Below are 23,582 nucleotides of genomic sequence, written 5' to 3'. Positions count from 1 at the left end.
ACGTCAGCCTTTCATCGCGCTGGCGAGCGCATTCAAACGGGTGCGGATCGAGCTATCGATCATCTGGGAACCGATGCGGACGACAAGCCCGCCGAGCAGGTCGGGATCGACCGACAGGTCGACCGACACCTCGCGACCGACGCGGGTGCGCAGCTGCTGCTTCAGCTCGGCGACCTGCGCCTCGGTCAGCGGGTGGGCGCTCGTCACTTCGGCCGCGACCTCGCCGCGATGGCGGCTGGCCAGCTGGCGGAACGCGCGGATGATCTGCGGCAGCGCCGAGAGGCGCCGATTCTCGGCGAGGACGCCGAGGAAATTCTTGGTCACCCCGTCGAGACCCAGCGTGTCGGCGACCGCCAGGATCGCCTTGACCGCCTGGCCGCGTGCCACGACCGGGCTCTTGGTCAGCGCGGCCAGATCCTTATCGGCGGCCAGCGCATCGCGAAGGGTCACGAGGCTCGCCTCGATCGTGTCGATCGAACGCTGCTCGGCAGCGGTTTCGAACAGCGCGAGCGCATAACGTCCACCCAGGCTCGCCTGGATGCCGCCTGTGCCGCTTATAGTACCGCCGGACATCTCCACGGATGCGAATTCCTCGAACAACGAACGGGTTGGCCCCATGGGGAACGGGGCGCGAAAAACGCGCCTCCGATGGGTTGGCGGGCGGTTAGCATCGGGAACCTTTGGATGCAAGCTGCGTGGCGCATCTTGTGACAGGTTGGTGACGACATTGTCAGCGGTGTTTGCGCGCAAGCCACGGGATGAATCCGCTCAGCGCCCACGCTAGGATGCGTATCGCCATGGAAAATCGTGCCAACCCGCCGCTCGAAACCCTCGATGTCGAGGCCGCCTGGACAGCGTTCGAGCGGCGCGACCGCGCGGCCGATGGCCGGTTCGTCGTCGCGGTGAAGACCACCGGCATCTATTGCCGCCCCAGTTGCGCGGCCCGCCGCCCCCGGCGCGAGCATGTCGCCTTCTATGCCGACCCCGATGGCGCCCGCGCCGCCGGTTTCCGCGCCTGTCGCCGCTGCCTGCCCGACGCGGTGGCGCGCGACCGACGCGCGGTGGCCGAGGCGATCGCGATGATCGAGGTGGCGGAGGAGATGCCCGTCTTGTCCGACCTGGCCGAGCGGGTCGGCTATGCGCCGCATCATTTCCACCGGCTGTTCAGGCGCGCGACCGGGGTGACGCCCGCCGCCTATGCCCGCGCCTGCCGCGCCGCGCGCACGACCGAGGCACTGTCGCACGATATGAGCATCACCCGGGCGCTCTACGAGGCGGGCTATGCCGGGCCGAGCCGATTCTATGCCGACAGCGAACAGCGATTGGGCATGGCCCCCGGCCAGTGGCGGCGGGGTGGCGATGGCGTGACGATCGACTGGGCGGTGGTGCCGACGCCGCTCGGTCCGCTCCTGCTCGCCGCCACTCCGCGCGGGCTGGCGCTTATCGCCTTCGAGGCAGACGATACCGCGCTGATCGCCGCATTTCCCGCCGCGTCGATCCGGCCGGCCACGGGCGAGACGTTGCGCCGCTTGGTGCAAGCGGTGGCGGAGGTGGACCTGGCTGATCCGCAATTGCCGGAGGCCGCTCGCCGGACAGCCTTTGAGGAAGCAGTTTCATGCCGATGGCTGGCTCTCGCGACGAAGGCCTAGAACCGATCGACATTCATTCCTCCCCTGCAAGGGGAGGTGGCAGGCCGAAGGCCTGACGGAGGGGTGTCCCCGTGGGCGAGATCCGTCGTCACTCACGACTGGGGACACCCCTCCACCATGCTTCGCATGGTCCCAGTGTCAGGTCGATCATGCCCCCGGCATGATCTGGATTGCCTGGGAGGCAATCCACCTGACACTCCTTGCAGGGGAGGAAAGAAGCGGATGGCCTGGATGTCGATCCGGCCCAATTCGCCGAATAGGGGTCGCTCAGAGCCCCCAAAGGGAAGCCCTACGCCCCTCGCTAGTCCTCCTGCCCCCGACGATCGGTCATCGTCGCCAGCGCGACCTTCACCTCCTGTGTCTTGCCCGCTTCCAGCAGGGCCAACAGCGTCGCCGCCGGATTGTCGGCGGGCGAGTGCGGGTCGAAGGCGAGCGGGCGCAGCGTGCGCTTGGCGTCGTCGATCTGGTCGGCCGTGATCTGCTGCCCGGCGAGCAGGAAGCGCAGCCCCCGGTCCTGCGGCACCAGTTCGAAGGCGCGCCCCAGTCCCGCGACCGCCGAATCACTCGGCTTCTCGCCCGCCATCAGGAAGCTGCGGTAGAAGGTCGCCAGCGGTTCGGCGGCATTGGTATCGACCCGGTTCGCGCGGATGATCCAGCTGCGCGCCTCGCGCCAGCGCGCGGGGTCGCGGCTATGCTCGGTATAGGCGCGGCGGAGATGCAATAGCCCCTTGTAGAGCAGCGCCTGCTGCGATTTCGCATCGATCGCCAGCGCCCGGTCCGCCGCCGCCTCGGCCGCCACGTCCTGCCCGACATCATAGGCCATTTCGGCGAACCAGCCCTGCACGACCGCATCGCCGGGATAGGCCGCCGCGATTCGGGCGGCACGCTCATAGACCTGCTGGCCGGTCGTGCGGTTCACGCCGCGATCCGACTGCATGCGCAACGGCATCATCTGCTGCTCGCCCGGACTCATCGTCCGCACCGCGATCTCGGCCTTGGGCAGCCGCTCGTACCGGACGAGCCGACCGGGCAGCGTGCTGCGCCGCAGATAGCCGTCGAGTTGCCGGTCCAGCGCCTTCAGCGATCCGAACGCCTGATCGCCCGCCGCGATGCTCGGCACGCCCTGGTTGAGGAGCTTGAGGTACGCGTTCAGCTTGGGCGACTGGGTCGGATCGAACTGGGTGTAATGGGTCAGCAGCCAGCCGCGACCATAGACCTGATCCAGCTCATGCGAATCGAGCTTGCGCCGGGTCGAATCGAACAGCGTCTCGATGGGCAGCTTGCTGCTATCGATCAGGCCGTAAGCGCGATGCTGCGCCGCCACGCCGATCATGATGCCCTCGCGATCGAAGCGCGCGGTGCTGACGAACTCGGCATAGCCTTCGGAATACCAGGCCGGATAGGCGATCTGCGAATTGCCCAGCAGGAAATGATGGGCATATTCGTGGAACAGCACGATCTGGGGCTTCAGCGCGTTCAGCCCGTCGCCCTGCCCGCGCATCGGCGTGAACGCCACCGAGCCGGAGACGCGCGGCTCGTAAAAGCCCGCGATATGGTCGCCGCCCTTGCCATAGAGCCGTCGCACCGCCGATTCGTCGGGCAGGACATAGACGGTGACGGGATTGCTTTCCTCGCCCTCCTGCTCGGGGAGCGCGTGAAGCTGGCGCATTGCGCCGTCGAACTGCTCCAGCCGCGTCGCCATGGTACGCAGCGTGTCCTCGGGCATGTTGCCGTAAAGGACGAAATGCCGCCCCCGCGCCTCGCGCCATTCCGCCTTTGCGGGCATCGCCGACAGCGCCGCGCATGCCATGCCCGTCGCGGCGGCCATCCATCGGCCGACACGCACCCCCCAGTTCGTCATTCCCCCGGCCCTCCCAAGCCGTCTCAGATCAGGGTTCGATCCAACAGATATGGACCGCGACTGGCAAGTGAATTGCGCGCCAGACAGGGGGCGTCAGCGCGCCGAGCGGCAGCTATAGACCAGTTTCTCGTTGGGCAGCGGCGGCAGCTGCTGGCGGATCGCGGCCTGTTCGGCCTCCAGTTTCTGGAGCACGGCATCGTCGCGGGTGCAGGCGCGCGCGGTGTTCGGTCCGGGCAGCTTGCGGATCGACTCCATCGTCGCGGCGGGCAGCATGTAGCGCGTCTGGGTATAGGTGCGCGTCAGCGGATCGAAGCGCGCGACGGTGACGGTCTGCTCGTCATCGGGCACCAGGATGCGCTGCCATCCGCCCTCGCCTTCCAGATACTGGACGTCGCGGTCGACACAGCCATTGGCGCCCCAGTTGAACGCGCTCTCGGCGGTGGAGGATACGGTGATCCGGCTGCGATCGGGCTGGAGGGTGCAGATCAAGGGTCCGAGCGCTGCGGTGGGCGACGCGGCGGCGGGCGTCATGCTCGATTCGCGCGGCAGGGTGACGTCGGCCGAAGGGCGTAGCAGGAAGGTCACGACCGCCGCCACCACCGCGACCCCGCCCGCCGAGAGGGTCCAGATCGCCGGCCGGCGCTGCCCCCGCGACTCGAGCAGCCCCGCCCCACCCATCGCCAGCGCGCCGCCGACCAGCAGCAACGCCGCCAGCGCCATGACATTCTCGCGCGTCCGCTCGGCCTCGCTGCGCGCCGCATTGAGCGCTTCCTCGCGCCGCAACGCCGCCGCACTCGCCGCCTCGCGCCGGGCGGCGGCGGCGTCCGCCACCGCGCGCGCATCCGCCGCGCTGTCCTCACGCAGCCGCTCCTCGATCGAGGTGCAGGGCGACCCGACCGAGGCATAGGGTTGCTTGGCGGCGCGCAGGAAGGCCATCAGCTCGGTATCGGCGATGGCGAAACCGAAGGTCGAATCGCCGTCGTCGGCGCGCGTCAGCGCCGAATTGACCCCGATCACCCGCCCGCACGGATCGAGCAGCGGTCCGCCCGAATTGCCGCGCGCGATGCTGGCGGTGTGGAGCAGCACCTCGATCCCGGTCAGCGCGCGCCGGCCCGAGGCGACGCCCTGCGACCGGACGGGCGACAGCGGGCGGATATAGTCCGCCGCCGACTGGGCGGTCGCCAGATCGACATTGCCGGGATAGCCGAGCGCGATCACCTGATCCCCCTCGGTCACCGGACCGGTGAACAGCGCGACCGTCGGCAGCTTGGCCTCGCTCACCTCGATCAGCGCCAGGTCGCGGCGCGAATCATAGGCGATCACCCGCCCCTGATAGGATTTGCTGCCCTCGGAGGGCACCACGCCGACGACGACATTGTCGGGATAGCGCTCGGCCAGTTCGACGACATGCGCGTTGGTGACGATGCGGTTGGGCGCGACCGCGAAGCCCGAGCCATGACCGAACCCCTCGACCCGATCGTCGACCATCGCGATGGTGACGACGCGCACCACGCCGCGCGCGGTCGCGGCGATGTCGTCGGCCCACGCCGCGACGGGCAGGAACCCGACGACGGTCAGGGCGAGCGCGAGGACGAAGCGGCTGAACATCGCCGGCCGCCATATCCCGCGACTTTGCCCGGCGGCAACCGCGTTCGGTTAGGCATATCGTAAATCTTGGCTTTTATGCGGGCGTGCTATGCCATGGGGAATTGCGGGATGAGTGCGTTCGGTCGTCGTCCGGGTCTGGGAAGCGCAGCGGGGCGTCCCGCCTTCGGCGTGGCGCGGCCGATGCATGGCCCCGGCCCCGCCCAGACATCCGCTCAACCACCTGCCCCGCGCACCGATGTCGAGGGCCCCGGTGCGGGCGGCCAGTTCCCGCCGCTGAGCAGCCTGGCCGCCCCCGCCCCCACCGAGACGCTCGACGCGATGCAGCGGCTGGCCGAACGCCAGGCCGCCTCGGTCGATCCCGTGCCCGCGCGCGGCGAGGGGTTCGAGGCGTCGATCCACCGGATCAAAGAACAGGTGCTTCCCCGCCTGCTCGAACGCGTCGACCCCGAAGCCGCCGCGACGCTGGGCAAGGACGAACTGGCCGAGGAATTCCGCCCGATCATCGGCGAGGTGCTGGCCGAGCTGAAGCTGACGCTCAACCGGCGCGAGCAGTTCGCGCTGGAAAAGGTGCTGGTCGACGAGCTGCTCGGGCTGGGGCCGCTCGAGGAGCTGCTCGCCGATGCGGACGTGACCGACATCATGGTCAACGGCCCCGAACAGACCTATGTCGAACGCAAGGGCCGGCTGGAGCTGGCGCATATCCAGTTCCGCGACGAGGAACATCTGTTCCAGGTCGCACAGCGCATCGTCAACTCGGTCGGCCGCCGCGTCGATCAGACCACACCGCTGGCCGATGCGCGGCTGAAGGACGGCAGCCGCGTCAACGTGATCGTGCCGCCGCTGTCCCTGCGCGGCACCGCGCTGTCGATCCGCAAATTCTCGGCCAAGCCGATCACGCTCGACATGATGGCGAACGGCGGGTCGATGAGCAACGACATGGCGACGCTCCTGAAGATCGCGGGTGCCAGCCGGTTCAACATCGTGATCTCGGGCGGCACCGGTTCGGGCAAGACGACGATGCTGAACGCGCTGTCCAAGATGATCGACCCGGGCGAGCGCGTGCTGACCATCGAGGACGCCGCCGAGCTTCGCCTGCAACAGCCGCACTGGCTGCCGCTGGAAACCCGCCCCGCCAATCTGGAGGGGCAGGGCGAGATCAGCATCCGCGACCTCGTGAAGAACGCGCTGCGCATGCGCCCCGACCGCATCATCCTGGGCGAAATCCGCGGCGCGGAGTGTTTCGACATGCTCGCGGCGATGAACACCGGCCATGACGGATCGATGTGCACGCTCCACTCCAACTCCCCGCGCGAGGCGCTGGCGCGTATGGAGAATATGGTGATGATGTCGGACATCAAGGTGCCCAAGGAGGCGATCAGCCGCCAGATCGCCGACTCGGTCGACATGGTCATCCAGGTCAAGCGCCTGCGCGACGGCAGCCGCCGCGTGACCAACATCACGGAAGTGATCGGGATGGAAGGCCCGGTGATCGTCACCCAGGAGCTGTTCAGCTTCCACTATCTGGACGAAGGCGCGGACGGCAAGATCATCGGCGAGTACCGCTCGGCGGGCCTGCGCCCCTATACGCTGGACAAGGCCAAGCAGTTCGGTTTCGACCAGGCGCTGCTGGAGGCGTGCCTGTAAGCGCGCTGATCGAGTTTCGGGCGTTTCCAGAGCAGGATGACATGAGACGGGCCCAACCCCTCCCCTTCAGGGGAGGGGCTTGTATCGGTTCCGAGCATTGTCATCAGAATCCAAGCGCTTCAGAACAGGCGCGGGCGCACCAACTTCTGCCAGAGCAGCGACAGCATCGCATAGACGACGATCGCGATGATGACGGTCGCCCCCGTCTGTACCAGGATTTCGCCGCGACCGGGCGGCGGCGCCAGCGGGTTGCGGCTGCCGCCGAACAGGCCGAAGGACAGGGTGGCGACCAGCCACCAGTAGATAGCGGTCAGCCCGCTTTCTATCAGCGCGACGGCGACTCGTTTCATGCGGTCCTCCCGGTGGCGAAAGGGATGATGTCGACATAATCCCGATACGCCCCGCTGCCCCGTTGCGGCCGATGATGGTGGGTCAGCAGGAAATAGTCGGTGACGATCGAGGCCTGCGCCTCGATACCATAGGACAGGAACGGCCGGCGCGATCGCGACAGATCGCCATAATGATAGTTGCGGTTGAACACCGCGCGCAGCTTCACCCACATGCCCTGCTGATATTGCCAAGCATGGGTCAGTTCGTGGATCAGCCAGGCGGCATCACCGACGCTCGTCGAGAAATCGGGCTTGTAGCTGGCGGGCGGGAAATACACCTCGCCATTGGGCGTGATCGCGGTGTCGGACGGCTGGAAGAAATAGGCGCGACGATTGTGGATCTTCACCCGCTCCTGATCGAGCGCGGTGCCGAATATCTGCGTCACATGGTGCGACTCCCCCGATGTCAGCGACCGTCGGATATGCTGGCCCATCCCTGCCTCCTTGTCGTCGGGATAACGTCGATCATGGGATGCGGGTGCCGCCGTCAATTCCCTCCTGCTATCGGAATGGCAGGACGGAGGGGTGATGGGTAGGCCGCTCCTCCGGCAGAAGCGCACTATAAATCGTGACACACCACCCCGGCGAAAGTCGGGGTGGTGCTGAAAGGAAGGCGTATTCCTCATCGCTGCCTTTGCGGAGGTGAACGCACACCCTCGATTTCCCGCGCGCGCAGCCTCTGGCTGGGCTAGGCGTTGGGATGTGATGCGTCGCCTGCTCTATCTGCTCCCCGCCCCCTTGTTGCTGACCGCCGCGATGATGGCCCCGCGCGCCTCCGAACCGGCCCCGGTCACCGATGCAGCCGATACGGGTGAGGATGTGGTCGCCGCCGCCGCGCGCGATCCGGGCGTCGCGACGCTCGCCGCCGATGCGGAGGCGCGCTGGATTCGCTTTCAGCTGACGCCGGGCAACCAGATTCGCTTCGCCATGACGATCGACGGGCAGAGCGCGTCGGCCATTCTCGACACCGGGGTCAGCTTCACACTGCTGTCGCGCGACTCCGGCATCGCGAAGGCCGCGCGCATCCGGCCGGGCGGCGAGGCGAGCGCGATCGGCGGTGCCGTCGCAATCGGTTGGATGCCGACTCGCACGCTGTCGCTCGGCGGCCTGACCCGCAAGGGCGGCGGTGTCGCGGTCGCCCCCCTGCCCGCGATGGCGACGGGCGATGCCAGGCCGGTCGATCTGCTGGTCGGGCGCGATCTGCTCGCCGCGCATGCGCTCGACATCGATTATCAGGCCAAGCGCTTTCGCCTGCTCCCCTCGGGGCGGATGCCGTTCCGGGGGGCGACCGCGCCGCTGACCATCTCGGCCGAGCGGCGCGTATATGAAAGCGTGGTGGGCCTGGGCCATACGCGGCTGTCGCCGGTGATCGTCGATACCGGCGACGGCTCGGCGCTGACCGTGACCCAGGCCGGATGGCGCGCGGCGAAGCTGGCGTCGCTGCCGACCACCAGCGCGATCGGGTTCGGGCTGGCCGGTCCCTCGGTCAACGACCTGGCGATCGCGCCGACCGTGAAGCTCGGCAGCCTGACCGCGCGCGAGGTCGAGGTGCGGATCGAGCCAGCCAAGGGATTCAGCGAATCGGTCGGCGTCGCCGGGCGGCTGGGGTCGGGCTTCCTGCAACGCTACCGCGTGCTGCTCGATCCCGGCGCCGGGCACATGGTGCTGGCCCCCGGTCCCGATGCCGACCAGCCGGCGCTGCGTTCGACCGCCGGGCTGTTGATGGGTGTCGCCGGCGACCGGCTGCGCGTGCTCCACGTCATGCGCGGCGGGCCGGCGGACAAGGCCGGCTGGCGCGAAGGTGACGCGATCTGCGCCATCGACGGCCAGCCGATCCCGAAGGACTATGTCGACAGCGCCATGGCCCGCTGGACCGTGGGCAAGCCCGGCACCACGGTCCGCCTGCGCATGTGCGACGGCCAGGAACGCAGCCTCACCCTCGCCCGCTTCTATTGAGGCGAGATGACTGAACCGAATCACCCCTCCCCGTCAGGGGAGGGGGCGGGGGTGGGGCGCTTCCACAAGCCCTGCACCAAGAGGAGAGGCCCCACCCCAACCCCTCCCCTGAAGGGGAGGGGCTTGCCTCATCACGCCTTGGGCCGCTTCCCCCATTCGCGCGCGACGGTGTAGCCGAGATAACCCGTGCCGAAGAGCGCGTAGAGCGGCTCGGGGATGGCGGCCAGATATTGCGCCATGCCCCGGATCATCGCCGCCGCCATTGCCGGCTTCACCCCTGCGAGCAGACCCATCGGGATGCTCCAGAGCAGCAGCAGGTACATGACATAGAGGAAGGTCGGCCGCGCCCGCCGGGTCCAGCGGTCGTTCGCATCCGCGTCGCCCGGTGCCATGGCGTCCTCCCGGCTCATGACAGGCGATCCGCCAGCCAGCCATAGAGGAACGCCTCGTTCGCCGGCCGCCGCTCGGCCAGCGTCAGATAGCGTTCGCCCTGCAACGCCTCGACCGCCTTCAACAGCACGATCTCGCCCGCCGGCCCCCGGTGGCGCAGAAAGGCGTCGAGCGCGGCAAGCGTCGCAGGGCCGATCCGGCCGTCCACCGCCATGTCGGGATAGTCGCCGCCGCCGCGATTGAGCGCGTTGAGCGCGCGCTGCAGGAAACCCGCCGCCACCGCCGGCCCCATATTCACGCCGGTGTCGAACAATTCCGCCGCCAGCCGGGGGGCGCGCGTCGCCACCCGGTCCCATCCCGGTGCGGACCAATAGAGGCGGCGATAGATCGCCTCCGCCCGCGCCAGCGGCAGACGGCGCATCGCCCCGTCATAGCCGTCGGCGCGCGCCACCGCCTCGGTAATGCCGAACCGGGTCGCCCCGCCCCGGTCGGCGGGATGATCGGCATAATCCCCCTCGCGCGCGATCACCTGCGCGATCAGCGCATCCACATCCACCTCGTCCCGCTGTCCCATGTCGCCCTCCCTGTGACGGACAACACGAACCATATCGGTTCGCTGTAGGACAGCGCTTTGTGCGGGGGATCAGTCCAGGACGCTGCGCGCCAGCGCCAGGGTACCGAGCGGCCCGGCCTGGTCGCCCAACTGGGCATGGACGATGCGGTTGGCGACCTGCGCCGCGTCGACGAAGGGGAGGTAGCCCGACAGCTTCTCGACCGTCGCGGCGCGCACCATGTCGAGCAGGTGCGGCTGCCCCACCCCGACGCCGCCGCCGATCACGATCCGGCCACAGGCCAGCGTCAGGAACAGCCCGGCGAAGCTCTCGGCGAGGGCATCGGCGACGAAGGTCCAGGCGGGATCGTCCGCCGCCAGTTCCTGTGCCGGCTTGCCCGTCCGCGCGGCAATGGCGGGACCGGCCACCAGCCCTTCCAGGCAATCGCCATGGAAGGGGCAGGCGCCGGCGAAATCATCGCCCGCGACGCGGCGGACGCGGACATGGCCCGCCTCCGGATGCATCCGTCCCGATACCGGCTGGCCGCCGGCGATGATGCCCATGCCGACACCGGTGCCGATCGTCACATAGACATGGTCGGACAGCCCGCGCGCCGCGCCCCACTGCCCCTCGGCCAGCGCGGCGCCGGTCACGTCGGTATGGATCGCCACCCGCTCGCCAAAGCCTTCGGACAGCGCCCCCGCGACATCCGCGCCGGCCCAACCGGGCTTGGGCGTCGCCAGCATATGGCCGTAATCCATACCGGTCTTGTCGAGCGCGATCGGGCCGAAGCTGCCGATGCCCAGCGCTTCGGGCTTATACTGGTCCTGCCATTCGGCCAGACGCTGGCGCAGCGCGGCCAAGGTGACGGCGGGCGTGGTGGTGGGCAGGCGTTCCGACACCAGAATGTCGCGGCCCCGCCCGATCAGCACGATCGATTTCGTCCCGCCCAGTTCCACGCCCGCGACGATCCGATCCTGTGCCTCGACCATTCCACTCTCCCGCCCGACCATATTGGGTCTGCGCGACTGCGCGAAAGCGCCGGTGCCGGTCAAGGGCATCGCGCAAAAACGCGTGGAAAGACCGTGCGCAAATGGGGCAACATCCGCGTCGTGCGGCTTAGCGTTACAGTGCCGACAGAATCGCCAGATTGCTGGCCCGCAGATTGGCGATATGCGCCACCGCCAGCGCGATGCTGCCCGCCACGGTCAGCGCCGTACCCAGCCCCTGCCCATCGAAGACCAGCCCCGCGACCAGCAGCGCCAGCCCCGCGGCGCCGATCGCCGGCGGCACCAAGGCCCGGTGGCGTCGCCAGCCAGCGAACAGGGTCAGGCTGCTCAACGGAACGGCGATGCCCAGCATGGCGACATGAAACGCCTCGCCCCACCCCGCCCATTGCGCGATCATCGGCAGGAAGGCGGCGACCAGCGGCAGGACAAGGCAATGGACCAGACAAAGCGCCGAGGCCGAGATGGCCAGTCGGTCCCAACCCCGACCGTGATGCCTGTCGGGTGTAGCGATGCCGTCGATCCGTTCCATGCACACCCCCTACACCATCCGCATCATTAATGATACAAAATATCATCTAACCCAGGGCATGACGGCGGGTTGAATTGTATTCCGTATAATATACCTTGCCGCCATCGATAAGGGAGCGGATCATGGCGAAGGCCCGGTTATTCTTGTGCGCGGGCCTCTCCGCCCTGATGGCGCATACCGCGCCGGCGCAGCAGGCGCCGTCCGCGCCGCGCCCCGAATGGGAAGACCCCGCCATCGACCGCATCGGTGCCGAGCCGATGCACAGCAGCTTCGCCGGGTTCGAGACGCGCGCTGCCGCGCTGGCCGGCGATACCGCCCGCTCGCGCTACCATCTGTCGCTGGACGGCCAATGGAAAGTGCACATGTCCCCCAATCCGGAGGCGCGGCCCATCGGCTTCGAGCGTCCCGACCATGACGTCGCCGATTGGCCGAGCGTCGCGGTGCCGGGTATCCTCCAGGCCCAGGGGCTGAGTCGTCCGATCTTCGTCGGCAGCGGCTATCCCTTCCCGCGCAACGCGCCGTTCATCGAGCATCGGCTGAACGAGGTCGCCTCCTACCGCCGTGACGTCACGGTGCCGGCGCATTTCGCCGGCCGTCGCTTGCTCCTGAACATCGGCGCGGCGGGGGCGGCCTATTATCTCTGGGTCAACGGCCAGAAGATCGGCTATTCGGAGGACTCCAAGCTCCCCACCGAGTTCGACATCAGCCGCGCCGCCAGGCCCGGCAGGAATGTCATCGCGATCGAACTCTATCGCCATTCGGACGGCAGCTATCTGGAGGATCAGGATTTCTGGCGGGTCAACGGGATCGAGCGGTCGATCACCCTCTATGCCGCGCCGCAGACGCATATCCGCGACCTGGAGATCGACGCCGGGCTGACCCGTGACTATCGCGACGGCACGCTGTCGGCGCAGGTCGATCTGGCGGGGGCGGCGGAAGGGACAAGCGTGCGTGCGACCCTGCTCGAGGGCAAGCGAACGGTCCTAACCCGCACCGCGACGCCGACCGGCAACAGCGCGACGATCACGGCAGAAGTGCCGGCCGTGAAGACGTGGAGTGCGGAGGACCCCAATCTCTACACGCTGCTGGTCGAACTGCTCGACGCGAAGGGCAAGCTGATCGAGGCGACCAGCCGCCGCATCGGCTTCCGCACCGTCGAGGTGGCGGGTGGCGAAGTCCGGGTGAACGGCAAGCGGATCATGATCCGCGGCGTCAACCGCCACGAGCATGATCCGCATACATTCCGCATCGTGTCCGAGGAGACGATGCGGAAAGACATCGAGCTGATGAAGGCCGCCAATATCAACGCGGTCCGCACCTCGCACTATCCCAACGATCCGCGCTGGTACGACCTCGCCGACGAATATGGCCTCTACGTGATGGACGAGGCCAATATCGAGAGCCACGGCTATTTGGGCCTCACCCAGGAGAAGGGCGACCCGACCCTGAACCTGGGTCACAAACCCGAATGGGCCGCCGCGCATCTCGACCGGGTGCAGCGCATGGTCGAGCGCGATCGCAACCATCCCTCGATCATCTTCTGGTCGCTGGGCAATGAAAGCGGCGTCGGCCCCAATTTCGAGGCGGCGGCCAAATGGGTCCGCGCGCACGACAAGACCCGGCTGATCAATTTCCTCGGCTATAGCATGAGCGGCTGGCGGCACCCGACGAATGACTATGTCGACATCTTCGCGCCCATGTATGACGATGTCGAGAAGCTGGCCGATTACGCCCAGCGACCCGAATTCACCCAGCCGCTGATCCTGTGCGAATATGCCCATGCGATGGGCAACAGCCTGGGCGACTTCCAAGGCTATTGGGACACGTTCCGCAAATATCCGAAGTTGCAGGGCGGCTTCGTCTGGGACTGGGTCGACCAGACGATGATCCTGAAGGACAAGCAGGGCCGCCCCTATTGGGGCCAGGGCCTCGACTATGATCCCGATCCCAAGGATGCCGGGCTGCACGGCGACGACAGCCCGATGGGCGACGGCGTGATCCAGTCGGACCGCACACCCGATCCCGAATATTATGAGATGGCGCATGTCCAGTCGCCGATCACCTTCACGCAAGCGGGCAGCGGCTGGCAGGTGGTCAACCGCCACGACCATATCGACCTGTCGCGCTTTACGCTGGACTGGACGGTGCTGGAGAATGGCGCCGAGACGGCGCGCGGCAGCATCGCCACGCCTTCGGTCGCCGCTGGGCAAAGCGCGCCCCTCGCCTTCACCCTGCCCGCCGCCAGGGACCCCGGTGCCGAACGTTCGCTGATCCTGCGCGCTCGGACCAGAGCGGGTGCGATCCCGCCGCTGCCCGCGGGCCAGATCATCGGCTGGGAGCAGTTCGCGCTCTCCGCCCCCGTCTTCGCCGCCGCTCCCGCCGAATCGGTCGTGCCGGAGGAGAGCGCCGATGCGATGACGCTGAAGGCCGGCAATGCGGTGCTGGACATCGACCGGACGACCGGCCTCGTCCGCCGCTATGCCCGCGACGGCGAGACGCTGCTGACCGGTGGCGCGCCGAACTTCTATCGTGCCCCGACCGACAATGACGTCGGCGCGGGGGTGCCCAAGAGCCATGCGATGTGGCAATATTTCTCCGACCATCGCCGCCTCGACGCCATCCGGCAGGACGGCAATGCCATCGTCGTCGATCACGACATGGGCGTCGGATCGGTGAAGATGCAGACCCGCTGGACCATGGCCCCCAACGGTGCGGCGACCGCGACAGTGCGCTTCACGCCGCTGCGCATGACGCTGCCCGATCCGTTACGCGTCGGCCTCGCCTTCGCGACGCCGGGGCAGCAGTTCACGCAAGTGAGTTGGTTCGGGCGCGGTCCCTGGGAAAGCTATGCCGATCGCAAGACGGGTGCGATGATCGCGCGCTGGGACGGCAAGCTGGCGGACCAGTATCACGACTATGCCCGGCCGCAGGAGAGCGGCAACAAGACCGATGTCCGCTGGGTCCAGCTGACCGGCACCGGCCCGGGCCTGCGCGTGACGGGGGCGCAGCCACTGTCGGTCAACGCGCTGCCCTTCCCCTATGCCGACCTTGCGATGAAGCCGCCCGCGCAGGCGCATAGCTCGGACATCCGCCCGCATGGCGACGGCACGCTGCTGATCGACGCCGCGCAGGTCGGGGTCGGCGGCGATACCGGCTGGAACCTCGATGGCCGCGCGCACATGCCCTATCGCATCGCGCTCCAGCCGCTGACCTACAGCTTCACCATCGGAGCGGCGCGTTGAAGAGACTGTTCACCCTTGCCCTGTTGCTGACCACCACGCCGGTCGCGGCGCAGAATGTGCCCGACCGGATCGCCCGGTCGCTGGCGCTTCGCGAGCAATGGCAATGGCTGACCCGCGACATCGCCTCGCCCGCCGAATGGGACGCGGACGGGCGGCATTTCCATTATCGCAAGACGGTCGCGGGCGGCTTCGCCTTTGTCGATGTCGACGCGACCACCCGCGCCAAGGCCCCCGCCTTCGACGCCGCCGCGCTTGCACCGGCACTGGCCAAGGTCATGGGCAAGCCGATCGAACCGCTGCGCCTGCCCTTCGAGCATTTCAGCTACACGCCCGACCACTCGGCGATCACCTTCAGCATCGGCTATGAGGACGGCGTCACCTATCGCTGCATCCTCGCTCGACCGGTCTGCACCGTCGTCCCGCCGGAAAACCCGAGCCGCCCGCGCGGTTTCGGCGTGGTGCGCGACCTGCGCGTGCCCGCCGACAACCATCCGCGCCTCTCGCCCGACGGCAAGCTGGAGGCGCTGGTCCTCGACGACAATCTGGTTGTACGGGAGGCGAATGGCGGCAAGGAGGTCTGGCGTAGCCAAGACGGCAGCCCCGCCAATTTCTACGACCCCGAAACCATCGCCTGGAGCCCGGACGGCCAGCATATCGCGCTCCAGCGTGTCCGCCCCGGCTATGCCCGCATGGTCACCCGCGTCCTCGCCGCGCCGCCGGGCAAGGTCCAGCCCGAGGTCGTGCAGCAACTCTATCCCAAGCCCGGCGACGCGGTGGACCAGGAAGCGCCCGTGCTGTTCCGCGTCTCGGACGGCAAGCGCACCGACATCGACCCGTCGCTGTTCGCGGGTGCCTACACCCTGTCCGCGCCCGAATGGCGCGCCGACAGTAAGAGCTTCGCCTTCAACGACCTGAAACGCGGCTTCGGCGAAGCGAAGATCATCGCGGTCGATGCCGATACTGGCCGGGCGCATGCCGCCGTCACCGAGACCGCCAAGACCTTCGTCTTCCGCGACCGCATCTGGTCGCACGACGTGAAGGGGCTGGGCCGCGAAATCCTTTGGGCCTCGGAGCGCGACGGCTGGCGGCATCTCTATCTGGTCGACGGCGCGACCGGCCGGGTCGTGCGCCAGATCACCAAGGGCAACGGGCTGGTCCGCGACATCGCCCATGTCGATGACGAGAAGCGACAGATCTGGTTCTCGGCCAGTGGCTTCGTGCCGGGTGAGGACCCCTATTATAAACACTGGTTCCGCGTCGATTTCGACGGCCGCAACCTGACCCGGCTGACGCAGGAGAATGCGACGCACGAGGTGCGCTTCTCGCCGGACATGACCACCTATGTCGACGTCTATTCGCGCACCGACCTGCCCGAAACGATGGAGCTGCACGACGCGCGCGACGGCCGCCTGATCCAGACGCTGGAAAAGGGCGACATCACCGCGCTGACCGCCGCCGGGTTCCGCCCACCGGAGCGCTTCACCGCCAAGGGCCGCGACGGCAGGACCGACATTTACGGCCTGGTCGTCCGCCCCCGCAATTACGACCCGGCCAAGCGCTATCCTGTCATCGAGAACATCTATGCCGGGCCGCATGACAGTTTCGTGCCCAAGGCCTTCTGGCCGTTCGGCGGTTTTTCCGGCGGCGACAAGGTCATGGGGATGCAGCAGCTGGCCGATCTCGGCTTCGTCGTCGTGATGATCGACGGCATGGGCACCGCCAACCGCTCCAAGGCCTTTCACGACGTCGCGTGGAAGAACCTGGACGATAGCGGCTTTCCCGATCGGATCGCCTGGATGAAGGCACTGGCGGCCAAGGACCCCGGCGTCGATGTGTCGCGCGTCGGCATCTATGGCGGCTCGGCGGGCGGGCAGAGCACGCTTAACGCGCTGCTGTTCCACCCGGAATTCTACAAGGCCGGGGTCGCCTATGCCGGATGTTTCGACAACCGGATGGACAAGATCGACTGGAACGAACAGTGGCTCGGCTATCCGGTCGACCAGAGCTATCTCGACGCCTCGGGCGTGGTCCATGCGGGGAACTTGCAGGGCAAGCTGATGCTGGTCGTCGGCGAGCAGGACTCCAACGTCGATCCCGCCAGCACCACCCAGGTCGTCGACGCGCTGATCAAGGCGGACAAGGATTTCGACCTGCTGGTCATCCCCGGCGGCGAGCATACGGCGGGGCGCAGCACCGGGCCGGTGGCCTATGCGATGCGGCGGCAATATGCCTTTTTCCTGAAGGCGTTGCGCGGGGAAGATTGATCTCCTCCCCGGTACGGGGAGGGGGACCATGCGCAGCATGGTGGAGGGGGCGTGCGGCCGGGGATGCCCGGTTTGGCAAGCCCCCCTCCGTCAGCGCTGCGCGCTGCCACCTCCCCGTACCGGGGAGGAATAGGGCTGTTGCCTCCCATGCCCCACGCGCCTATCGCTGCCGCCGCGACAGGTTCCCCTCGGGGATCAAAAGGGAACGGGGTGCGACACCCCGGCTGCCCCTGCAACTGTAAGCGGCGAGCCATCCGCCATCACGCCATTGGGGCTTTCCCGAGAAGGCGGCGGAGCGACCCCGACCCGCGAGCCAGGAGACCTGCCCGTCGCCGTCGTCCTTCGACCGGACAGGGTGTGCCGGGCGGAACGGGGCATCCCCTCGCGCGGGCGACAGCGCCTTTGGAGACCTGCCCCGATGACCGAGCCTACCCCATGCTGAAGCCCGCCGCGAACGGCCCCGCCGTGGTCGCCTGCAACACCTGCCGCCTGTCCGACGAGGCGCGCGAGAATGACGAGGGCAAGCGCGGCGGCGCGCTGCTGGTCGAGGCCCTGCGCGCCGTCCAGGCCTCCGACCCCGCCTATGCCGATGTCGCGGTGGAGGAGATGCCCTGCCTCTTCGCCTGCCAGTCCTTCTGCACCGTCCATCTCCGCTGCCCCGGCAAGGTCGGATACGTCATGGGCAAGTTCACGCCCGACGAAGACGCCGCGCGCGCCATATTGGATTATGCGAGAGCCTATGCCGATAGCGACTGGGGCCAGGTGCCGTACAAGCAATGGCCGCAAGGGGTGAAGGGCCATTTCCTGACCCGCACACCGCCCGAAGGCTTCGTGGTCGAATGATCGCCTTTCCGACCGTCGCCAGTTTCGAGACGACGCTGGCCGCGCTGCCCCAGCCCGATGCCGGCGCGCGCGACGCCGCCGCGCGTCGCCAGGGACAGCTGACCAAGCCGCCGGGGTCGCTCGGCCGGCTGGAGGACATCGCCGTCTTCATGGCCGGCTGGCAGGGACATGAACGGCCCCGGATCGCGCGTGGGCGCGTAGTGATCTTCGCCGGCAATCACGGCGTCGTCGCACGCGGGGTCAGCGCCTTTCCCGCCGAGGTGACCGTCCAGATGGTCGCCAACTTCCACGCCGGCGGGGCCGCGATCAACGCGCTGGCGGCGGCGGCGGGACTGGACCTGTCGGTCGTACCGCTCGACCTCGACCGGCCGACCGCCGACTTCACCACCGCACCCGCGATGAGTGAGGCCGAATGCCTGGCCGCTCTGTCGGCGGGGGCGGCGGCGGTCGGCGATGCCGATCTGCTGGTGCTGGGCGAGATGGGAATCGGCAACACCACCCCCGCCGCCGCGCTCGCCGCCGCCAGTTTCGGGGGCGATCCCGCCGACTGGGTCGGCCCCGGCACCGGGGTCGATGCGCAAGGCCTGTCGCGCAAGGCGGCTGTGGTGGCCGAGGGGCTGGCGCTGCACGCCGAGCATCTGACCAGCGCGTTCGAAATCCTGCGCCGGCTGGGCGGGCGCGAGATCGCCGCCATGGCGGGCGCGGTGCTGGCGGCGCGCATGAAGGGCGTGCCCGTCGTGCTCGACGGCTTCATCGGCACCGCCGCGATCGCGCCGCTGGCGCTGGTCAATCCGGGGATCACCGCGCATTGCCTGGCGGGGCATTGCTCGGCCGAGCCGGGGCATATCCGGCTGTTGCAGCGGCTGGAGCTGGACCCGATTCTGTCGCTCAACATGCGGCTGGGCGAGGCGAGCGGCGCGGCGGTGGCGGTACAGGTCATCCGCGCGGCGCTGGCCGCGCATGACGGCATGGCGACCTTCGCCGAAGCGGGCGTGGCGAGCGCGTGACGGCCTTCCGCCTGCATCTGCTTCGCCATGGCGAACCCGAACGGACGGGGCGGATGCTGGGGCGGACCGACAGTCGGGCGACGGCGGCGGGCATTGCCGCGTGTGTGTCGCGCGCGCGCGGGCTGAGCATCGCCCGCCGCATCGCCTCCGACCTGTCGCGCGCGCGCGCCTGTGCCGAGGCGATCGGACCAGCCGAGGTCGACGCCCGCTGGCGCGAACTGGATTTCGGCGACTGGGACGGCCTGGCGCCCGCGTCGATCGACCCGGCGGCGCTCGGCCGTTTCTGGGACGACCCCGATGCCGCAGCCCCACCGGGGGGCGAGCGCTGGTCCGATCTGGTGGCGCGGGTCGGTGCCGCGATCGCCGAACTCCCGCCAGAGCCGACGCTGATCGTCACCCATGGCGGCGCGATGCGCGCGGCGCTGCATGTGCTGTGCGGATTCGATGTCCGTACCGTCTGGGCCTTTGCGCTGCCCTATGCCAGCCTGTTGACGCTGGATGTGTGGGACGGCGCACCGCGCGCGGGGCAGGTCAGCGGGCTGGTGACCGCATGACGCCGCTGATCCTGGCGCTGAGCTTCCTCACCCGCCTGCCCATGCCGCGCGTCGAGGCCGATGAAGCCGATTTCGCCGCCGCGATCCGGCTCTATCCGGTCGCGGGGCTGGTCATCGGGGCGATCGTCGCGGGTGCCTTGCGGCTCGGGGCGATCGTCAACCCCTGGGCGGGGGCGCTGGCGGCGCTGATCGCCTGGGTGTGGGTGACGGGCGCGCTGCATCTCGACGGGCTGGCGGACCTGTCCGATGGATTGGGGGCGGCGCATGGCGACCGCTCGCGACTGCTGGCGGTGATGGCCGATCCGCATATCGGCAGCTTCGGCGTCGTGACATTGGTGATGCAGTTGCTCGCCAAGCTGGTGCTGCTTCACGCGCTGGCGCTCGCCGCCTGGCCGATCGTCGCGCTGATCCCGGCGGCGGCGCGGGTCGGGCCGCTGATCTGGGCGCGCGTCCTGCCGCCGCTGCGCCCCGGCGGGCTGGGCGCGCTGGTGTCGCGCGCGGTGCGGCCGTTCGACATGATCGCGTGGATCATGGTCGTCCTTCTATTAGGTCTGGCCTATCCGCCGCTGGTCACCGCGCCGCTCGTGATCGTCGCGCTGTCGCTCTGGTTCCGGCGCAAGCTGGGCGGCGTGACCGGCGACGTGCATGGCGCCGGCATCGAGCTGACCGAGACCGCCTTGCTCCTCGCCGCCGTCCTCTACGCCCGGCCCTGAGCGATCCGCAGCAGCGCGTCGCAATCGACATGCGCCTCCAGCACGGCGGCGATGGCGTCGAGCGCGGCGTCGACATCGGCGCTATGATCCGGCCCCTGCCCCGCCACGCCGATCCGCGCCAGCCACGCCGCCCGCTGCCCGGCCTCTCCCAACAGGCCATGGATATAGCTGCCCGCGACCAGCCCATCGGCGCTGACCGCTCCCTCCGCCCGGCCATCGGCGAGATGGCCCACGGGACGCGCGGTATCGGGGCCGCTCGTGCGCCCCAGATGGATTTCATACCCCGAAAAGGACGCGCCTAGCGCCGCGCCCGTCACCGGCCGCACCGTCTTTTCGCCCGTCAATACCGTCTCGACATCCAGCAGCCCCAGCCCTGCGACACGCCCCGCCGGCCCCTCGATCCCGTCCGGGTCGGCGACGACACGGCCCAGCATCTGGTATCCGCCGCACAAGCCCAGCACCGGCCGTCCGCGCCGGTGATGCGCGGCGATGTCGATGTCCCAGCCTTGCTCTCGGAGGAAGGCCAGGTCGGCGATCGTCGCCTTCGATCCCGCCAGCACGATCATCGCGGCATCGGGAATGGGCTGGCCGGGGCGGACCATGACCAGATCGACCTGCGGCTCCAGCCGTAGCGGATCGAGATCGTCGAAATTGGCGATGCGCGGCGTGATCGGACAGGCGATCGCGATCCGCCCCCCGGCACCGGCGCGGCTCCGCTCCAGGATGACTGCATCCTCGCTCGGCAGGCGTGCCGCGTCGGCCAGCCAGGGGATCAGCCCCAGCGAATGCCAGCCGGTATGCTCGGCGATCACCGCCATCCCGTCGGCGAACAATGCCGGATCGCCGCGAAACTTGTTGACCAGAAAGCCCCGGATCATCGCGGCATCGGCCGGGTCGATCACCGCCTTCGTCCCGACCAGCGAGGCGATCACGCCGCCCCGGTCAATGTCTCCCGCCAGCACCACCGGCACGTTCGCCGCGCGCGCGAAGCCCATATTGGCGATGTCGCCGCTGCGCAGGTTCACTTCCGCAGGCGAGCCTGCGCCCTCGACAATGACGAGGTCGCATTCCTCCTCCAACCGGCGATAGCAGTCGACGACTTCGGGCAGGAGGCCGATCCGCCCCTCGCGCCATTTCGACGCCGGCAGCATCCCGCGCACCTGTCCGCGCACGATCAGTTGCGAGGTGCGGTCGCCCTGCGGCTTCAGCAACACCGGGTTCATGTCGACATGCGGCGTCACCCGCGCCGCCAGCGCCTGCGTCGCCTGCGCCCGCCCGATCTCGCCGCCGTCCGGGGTCGCGGCGGCATTGTTGCTCATATTCTGCGGCTTGAAGGGCCGGACGCGAAGCCCGCGATTGGCGAAAGCCCGGCACAGGCCAGCGACCAGCACCGACTTGCCCACGTCCGAGCCGGTGCCCTGAATCATCACGCCAGCCATGCGACGCCCCCCGCGATCACCCAGAGCAACAGACAGGCGCGCGCATAGATTTGCAGGGCGGTCACGATGTCGCGTGGCTGAGCGACCCGCCCCTCGCGGCCGATCCATGGCTTGATCTGGGTCACCCCATCATAGGCGATCGGCCCGGCCAGCGCGACGCCAAGTGCCCCCGCCATCGCCGCTTCGGGCCAGCCCGCATTGGGCGAGGCATGGGCGCGCGCGTCGCGCTTCATCACCGCCCAGCCGCCGGCACCCGCGACGCACATCAGTACCCCCGCGATCCGCGCCGGAATCCAATTCGCCCCGTCATCGATTCGCGCCGCCGCCCAGCCGAACGCCCGCCAGCGCGGCTCCTTATGGCCAATCATGCTGTCGGCTGTGTTGATCGCCTTGTACATCCACACACCCGGCAGCCCGAGCAGCAGCAACCAGAAGAGCGGCGCGACGATGCCATCGCAAAAACTCTCCGCCAGTGTCTCGATCGCCGCGCGCGACACGCCCGCCTGATCCAGTCGCTCGGTATCGCGCCCCACCACCCGCGCGACCAGCGCCCGGGCGGCGGGTAGGTCGCCACGCAGCAGCGCGTCGGCGACGGGCCGGACATGGACGTACAGACTGTGCTGAGCCAGCGCGGGCCAGGCGAGCACGGCGCTGGCAACCCAACCCCACCGGCCGAGCCACAGATGCACGGCGTGCTCGATCCCCCAGGCTATTCCGCCCGTCAGCGCGATCAGCGCGACCATGGTTACGACACCCAAGCCCCGCCGCACGCCCTCCGGCCGCTTGGGCGAATTGCCCAGCCGCTCGGCCAGATTCAGGAATCGCGCGAATGCCCCGACCGGATGGCCAACACGCGCATAAAGCCGGTCGGGCCAGCCGATCGCGGCATCGAGCGCCAATGCGACCAGAGCGACGGGATCAGCCATGCCGCAACGCCCTATCCAGTCGTTCGAGGTCCGCCGTTGCGGCGGGTACGCCGAAACGCAACCGCTCCGGCGCATCGGCGAAGGGCCGCACCAATATGCCCGCCGTCGCCAGTCGCTGGAAGATCGCGGCGGCGTCCAACGTCTCGACCATGCGGAACAGCGGACAGGCTCCGCGCGCGGTCAGGCCATGACGCGCCAGTACTTCATCCATGGCCGCCGCTCGTTCACGCAGCGCTATCCGGGTCGCCGCGATCCACGCGCTGTCGGCATAAGCCGCGCTGCCCCAGACAATGGCCTGCGCCGATACCGGCCAGTCGCCCAGCAACGCGCGAAGGCGCGTCAGTATTTCGGGTGGGGCGATCACGAAACCCAACCGTACGCCCGCCAACCCGAAGAACTTGCCGAACGACCGCAGCAACACGACCTGCTCGCCACCGTCAAAGCCGCGTCCCGGCATCGCATCGGCAAAGGCCTCGTCGAGGATCAGCCAGCCGCCCGCCCGCTCTTGCGCCGCCGCCAATCTGACCAGCTGCTCGAGTGAGCGGTGAACGCCGTCGGGATTGTTGGGGTTGGCGGCCAACAGGCTCCCCGCCTGCCCCACCCAATCGTCCAGCGCAGACTGGTCGACCCGCGTGGAGGCCACCGCGCCGTGGGTGCCATAGCTAGGCCGAACCGCGACGATCGGCTGAAGCACACCGAGCATTGGCAACAGGCGCAGCGCCATCTCGCTGCCCGGCACCGCCGCGACCCGCTCCGCCGCGACGCCGAAATGCGCCGCCGCCAGCGCTTCCAGCCGGGCCAGCGCGCTGCGGTCCGGCAAGGGGGCGGCGTCGACCGCCAGACCCTCGGGCGGGGTCCATGCCACCGGATTGATCCCCGTCGACAGGTCCAGCCAGGGCGCGGGCGCGTTCGGGAACAACGCCTTGGCCGCATCGATCCGGCCGCCATGATAGGTCAGCGCGGCCATGGGGGCTTGCGTCATCGGCCCGCTCCCGCGATGCGGAGCG

The 23,582-nt window shown here is 68.7% G+C and carries 21 protein-coding genes and 1 riboswitch; of the genes, 9 read left to right on the top strand and 12 right to left on the bottom strand.

The genetic code is table 11. From position 1 onward, the window contains the following. Window positions 1–3 precede the first annotated feature (3 nt). Window positions 4–573 (bottom strand): F0F1 ATP synthase subunit delta, encoded by a 570-nt coding sequence (locus GGR48_RS15205; RefSeq protein ID WP_183952715.1) that lies wholly within the window; start codon window positions 571–573, stop codon window positions 4–6. 224 nt (window positions 574–797) lie between these two features. Here GGR48_RS15205 and GGR48_RS15200 point away from each other — a divergent pair, with 224 nt between their 5' ends. Then, window positions 798–1,649: a bifunctional transcriptional activator/DNA repair enzyme AdaA gene (locus GGR48_RS15200; RefSeq protein WP_183952694.1), complete on the top strand. Its 852-nt coding sequence runs from the start codon at window positions 798–800 to the stop codon at window positions 1,647–1,649. A gap of 301 nt (window positions 1,650–1,950) precedes the next feature. On the opposite strand, the gene GGR48_RS15195 is transcribed toward GGR48_RS15200, so the two are convergent. Beyond that, entirely contained in the window at window positions 1,951–3,510 is a 1,560-nt protein-coding gene (locus GGR48_RS15195; protein ID WP_240455930.1) for a hypothetical protein, read from the bottom strand. Window positions 3,511–3,603: 93 nt separating this feature from the next. After that, window positions 3,604–5,118, bottom strand: a complete 1,515-nt coding sequence (locus tag GGR48_RS15190) for a S1C family serine protease (RefSeq protein ID WP_183952693.1) — start codon at window positions 5,116–5,118, stop codon at window positions 3,604–3,606. A 108-nt stretch (window positions 5,119–5,226) separates the two neighbouring features. On the opposite strand from GGR48_RS15190, the gene GGR48_RS15185 reads away from it, so the two are divergent. Then, entirely contained in the window at window positions 5,227–6,762 is a 1,536-nt protein-coding gene (locus tag GGR48_RS15185) for a TadA family conjugal transfer-associated ATPase (RefSeq protein WP_183952692.1), read from the top strand. A gap of 119 nt (window positions 6,763–6,881) precedes the next feature. Here GGR48_RS15185 and GGR48_RS15180 read toward each other — a convergent pair whose 3' ends face one another. After that, a complete protein-coding gene (locus tag GGR48_RS15180; protein WP_183952691.1) occupies window positions 6,882–7,112 on the bottom strand; it encodes a hypothetical protein in 231 nt (76 codons plus the stop codon). Beyond that, window positions 7,109–7,537, bottom strand: a complete 429-nt coding sequence (locus GGR48_RS15175; RefSeq protein ID WP_183952690.1) for a DUF4157 domain-containing protein — start codon at window positions 7,535–7,537, stop codon at window positions 7,109–7,111. Before GGR48_RS15175 ends, GGR48_RS15180 begins: the two co-directional genes overlap by 4 nt. Window positions 7,538–7,856: 319 nt before the next feature. Between GGR48_RS15175 and GGR48_RS15170 the strand changes: the two genes are divergently transcribed. After that, a complete protein-coding gene (locus GGR48_RS15170) occupies window positions 7,857–9,107 on the top strand; it encodes an aspartyl protease family protein (protein ID WP_240455933.1) in 1,251 nt (416 codons plus the stop codon). A 131-nt stretch (window positions 9,108–9,238) separates the two neighbouring features. Here GGR48_RS15170 and GGR48_RS15165 read toward each other — a convergent pair whose 3' ends face one another. The 4 genes from GGR48_RS15165 to GGR48_RS15150 form a co-directional block, all read right to left on the bottom strand. Next, a complete protein-coding gene (locus GGR48_RS15165; RefSeq protein ID WP_183952689.1) occupies window positions 9,239–9,517 on the bottom strand; it encodes a 3TM-type holin in 279 nt (92 codons plus the stop codon). After that, window positions 9,514–10,053 carry a glycosyl hydrolase 108 family protein gene (locus GGR48_RS15160; RefSeq protein WP_183952712.1) on the bottom strand — a complete coding sequence of 180 codons (540 nt, stop codon included), beginning with the start codon at window positions 10,051–10,053 and terminating at the stop codon, window positions 9,514–9,516. The genes GGR48_RS15165 and GGR48_RS15160 overlap by 4 nt, the downstream gene beginning before the upstream one ends. An 87-nt stretch (window positions 10,054–10,140) precedes the next feature. Continuing rightward, window positions 10,141–11,040: an ROK family protein gene (locus GGR48_RS15155; RefSeq protein ID WP_183952688.1), complete on the bottom strand. Its 900-nt coding sequence runs from the start codon at window positions 11,038–11,040 to the stop codon at window positions 10,141–10,143. Between the two features lie 133 nt (window positions 11,041–11,173). Continuing rightward, a complete protein-coding gene (locus GGR48_RS15150) occupies window positions 11,174–11,587 on the bottom strand; it encodes a MerC domain-containing protein (RefSeq protein ID WP_183952687.1) in 414 nt (137 codons plus the stop codon). A 122-nt stretch (window positions 11,588–11,709) separates the two neighbouring features. On the opposite strand from GGR48_RS15150, the gene GGR48_RS15145 reads away from it, so the two are divergent. The 6 genes from GGR48_RS15145 to cobS all read left to right on the top strand — a co-directional run bounded on the left by GGR48_RS15145 (window position 11,710) and on the right by cobS (window position 20,210). Then, the gene (locus GGR48_RS15145) at window positions 11,710–14,829 is read left to right on the top strand and encodes a glycoside hydrolase family 2 TIM barrel-domain containing protein (protein WP_244954867.1); all 3,120 of its coding nucleotides are present in this window, start codon (window positions 11,710–11,712) and stop codon (window positions 14,827–14,829) included. Beyond that, window positions 14,826–17,093 carry a S9 family peptidase gene (locus GGR48_RS15140; protein ID WP_183952686.1) on the top strand — a complete coding sequence of 756 codons (2,268 nt, stop codon included), beginning with the start codon at window positions 14,826–14,828 and terminating at the stop codon, window positions 17,091–17,093. Before GGR48_RS15145 ends, GGR48_RS15140 begins: the two co-directional genes overlap by 4 nt. Before the next feature lie 162 nt (window positions 17,094–17,255). Next, a riboswitch (cobalamin riboswitch) is annotated at window positions 17,256–17,437 on the top strand. A gap of 91 nt (window positions 17,438–17,528) precedes the next feature. Next, window positions 17,529–17,936 carry a DUF1636 domain-containing protein gene (locus GGR48_RS15135; protein ID WP_183952685.1) on the top strand — a complete coding sequence of 136 codons (408 nt, stop codon included), beginning with the start codon at window positions 17,529–17,531 and terminating at the stop codon, window positions 17,934–17,936. Then, a complete protein-coding gene (cobT, locus tag GGR48_RS15130; protein ID WP_183952684.1) occupies window positions 17,933–18,943 on the top strand; it encodes a nicotinate-nucleotide--dimethylbenzimidazole phosphoribosyltransferase in 1,011 nt (336 codons plus the stop codon). Before GGR48_RS15135 ends, cobT begins: the two co-directional genes overlap by 4 nt. After that, the gene (locus tag GGR48_RS15125; protein WP_183952683.1) at window positions 18,940–19,497 is read left to right on the top strand and encodes a histidine phosphatase family protein; all 558 of its coding nucleotides are present in this window, start codon (window positions 18,940–18,942) and stop codon (window positions 19,495–19,497) included. Before cobT ends, GGR48_RS15125 begins: the two co-directional genes overlap by 4 nt. Continuing rightward, the gene (cobS, locus tag GGR48_RS15120; protein WP_183952682.1) at window positions 19,494–20,210 is read left to right on the top strand and encodes an adenosylcobinamide-GDP ribazoletransferase; all 717 of its coding nucleotides are present in this window, start codon (window positions 19,494–19,496) and stop codon (window positions 20,208–20,210) included. The genes GGR48_RS15125 and cobS overlap by 4 nt, the downstream gene beginning before the upstream one ends. Here the strand turns inward: cobS and GGR48_RS15115 are convergent. From GGR48_RS15115 to GGR48_RS15105, 3 genes are read right to left on the bottom strand one after another with little or no spacing between them, the layout of a single operon-like run. Beyond that, window positions 20,195–21,649: a cobyric acid synthase gene (locus tag GGR48_RS15115; protein ID WP_183952681.1), complete on the bottom strand. Its 1,455-nt coding sequence runs from the start codon at window positions 21,647–21,649 to the stop codon at window positions 20,195–20,197. The two genes, cobS and GGR48_RS15115, sit on opposite strands and share 16 nt — an antisense overlap. Beyond that, window positions 21,637–22,575, bottom strand: coding sequence for an adenosylcobinamide-phosphate synthase CbiB (gene cbiB / locus GGR48_RS15110; RefSeq protein WP_183952680.1), 939 nt, complete (start codon window positions 22,573–22,575; stop codon window positions 21,637–21,639). The genes GGR48_RS15115 and cbiB overlap by 13 nt, the downstream gene beginning before the upstream one ends. Then, the gene (locus GGR48_RS15105; protein WP_240455931.1) at window positions 22,568–23,557 is read right to left on the bottom strand and encodes an aminotransferase class I/II-fold pyridoxal phosphate-dependent enzyme; all 990 of its coding nucleotides are present in this window, start codon (window positions 23,555–23,557) and stop codon (window positions 22,568–22,570) included. Before GGR48_RS15105 ends, cbiB begins: the two co-directional genes overlap by 8 nt. Window positions 23,558–23,582: the final 25 nt, after the last annotated feature.

It is taken from the genome of Sphingomonas pseudosanguinis, from assembly GCF_014196255.1.
Classification (GTDB): Bacteria; Pseudomonadota; Alphaproteobacteria; order Sphingomonadales; family Sphingomonadaceae; genus Sphingomonas; species Sphingomonas pseudosanguinis.
This window is presented reverse-complemented; position numbering and strand designations above follow the sequence as displayed.

Excerpts from the sequence above, each read along its gene's own strand:
- GGR48_RS15205 (WP_183952715.1), bottom strand. The coding sequence starts at position 573 with ATGTCCGGCGGTACTATAAGCGGCACAGGCGGCATCCAGGCGAGCCTG.
- GGR48_RS15200 (WP_183952694.1), top strand. The coding sequence starts at position 798 with ATGGAAAATCGTGCCAACCCGCCGCTCGAAACCCTCGATGTCGAGGCC.
- GGR48_RS15195 (WP_240455930.1), bottom strand. The coding sequence starts at position 3,510 with ATGACGAACTGGGGGGTGCGTGTCGGCCGATGGATGGCCGCCGCGACG.
- GGR48_RS15190 (WP_183952693.1), bottom strand. The coding sequence starts at position 5,118 with ATGTTCAGCCGCTTCGTCCTCGCGCTCGCCCTGACCGTCGTCGGGTTC.
- GGR48_RS15185 (WP_183952692.1), top strand. The coding sequence starts at position 5,227 with ATGAGTGCGTTCGGTCGTCGTCCGGGTCTGGGAAGCGCAGCGGGGCGT.
- GGR48_RS15180 (WP_183952691.1), bottom strand. The coding sequence starts at position 7,112 with ATGAAACGAGTCGCCGTCGCGCTGATAGAAAGCGGGCTGACCGCTATC.
- GGR48_RS15170 (WP_240455933.1), top strand. The coding sequence starts at position 7,857 with ATGCGTCGCCTGCTCTATCTGCTCCCCGCCCCCTTGTTGCTGACCGCC.
- GGR48_RS15165 (WP_183952689.1), bottom strand. The coding sequence starts at position 9,517 with ATGAGCCGGGAGGACGCCATGGCACCGGGCGACGCGGATGCGAACGAC.
- GGR48_RS15155 (WP_183952688.1), bottom strand. The coding sequence starts at position 11,040 with ATGGTCGAGGCACAGGATCGGATCGTCGCGGGCGTGGAACTGGGCGGG.
- GGR48_RS15150 (WP_183952687.1), bottom strand. The coding sequence starts at position 11,587 with ATGGAACGGATCGACGGCATCGCTACACCCGACAGGCATCACGGTCGG.
- GGR48_RS15145 (WP_244954867.1), top strand. The coding sequence starts at position 11,710 with ATGGCGAAGGCCCGGTTATTCTTGTGCGCGGGCCTCTCCGCCCTGATG.
- GGR48_RS15135 (WP_183952685.1), top strand. The coding sequence starts at position 17,529 with ATGCTGAAGCCCGCCGCGAACGGCCCCGCCGTGGTCGCCTGCAACACC.
- cobT (WP_183952684.1), top strand. The coding sequence starts at position 17,933 with ATGATCGCCTTTCCGACCGTCGCCAGTTTCGAGACGACGCTGGCCGCG.
- cobS (WP_183952682.1), top strand. The coding sequence starts at position 19,494 with ATGACGCCGCTGATCCTGGCGCTGAGCTTCCTCACCCGCCTGCCCATG.
- GGR48_RS15115 (WP_183952681.1), bottom strand. The coding sequence starts at position 21,649 with ATGGCTGGCGTGATGATTCAGGGCACCGGCTCGGACGTGGGCAAGTCG.
- cbiB (WP_183952680.1), bottom strand. The coding sequence starts at position 22,575 with ATGGCTGATCCCGTCGCTCTGGTCGCATTGGCGCTCGATGCCGCGATC.
- GGR48_RS15105 (WP_240455931.1), bottom strand. The coding sequence starts at position 23,557 with ATGACGCAAGCCCCCATGGCCGCGCTGACCTATCATGGCGGCCGGATC.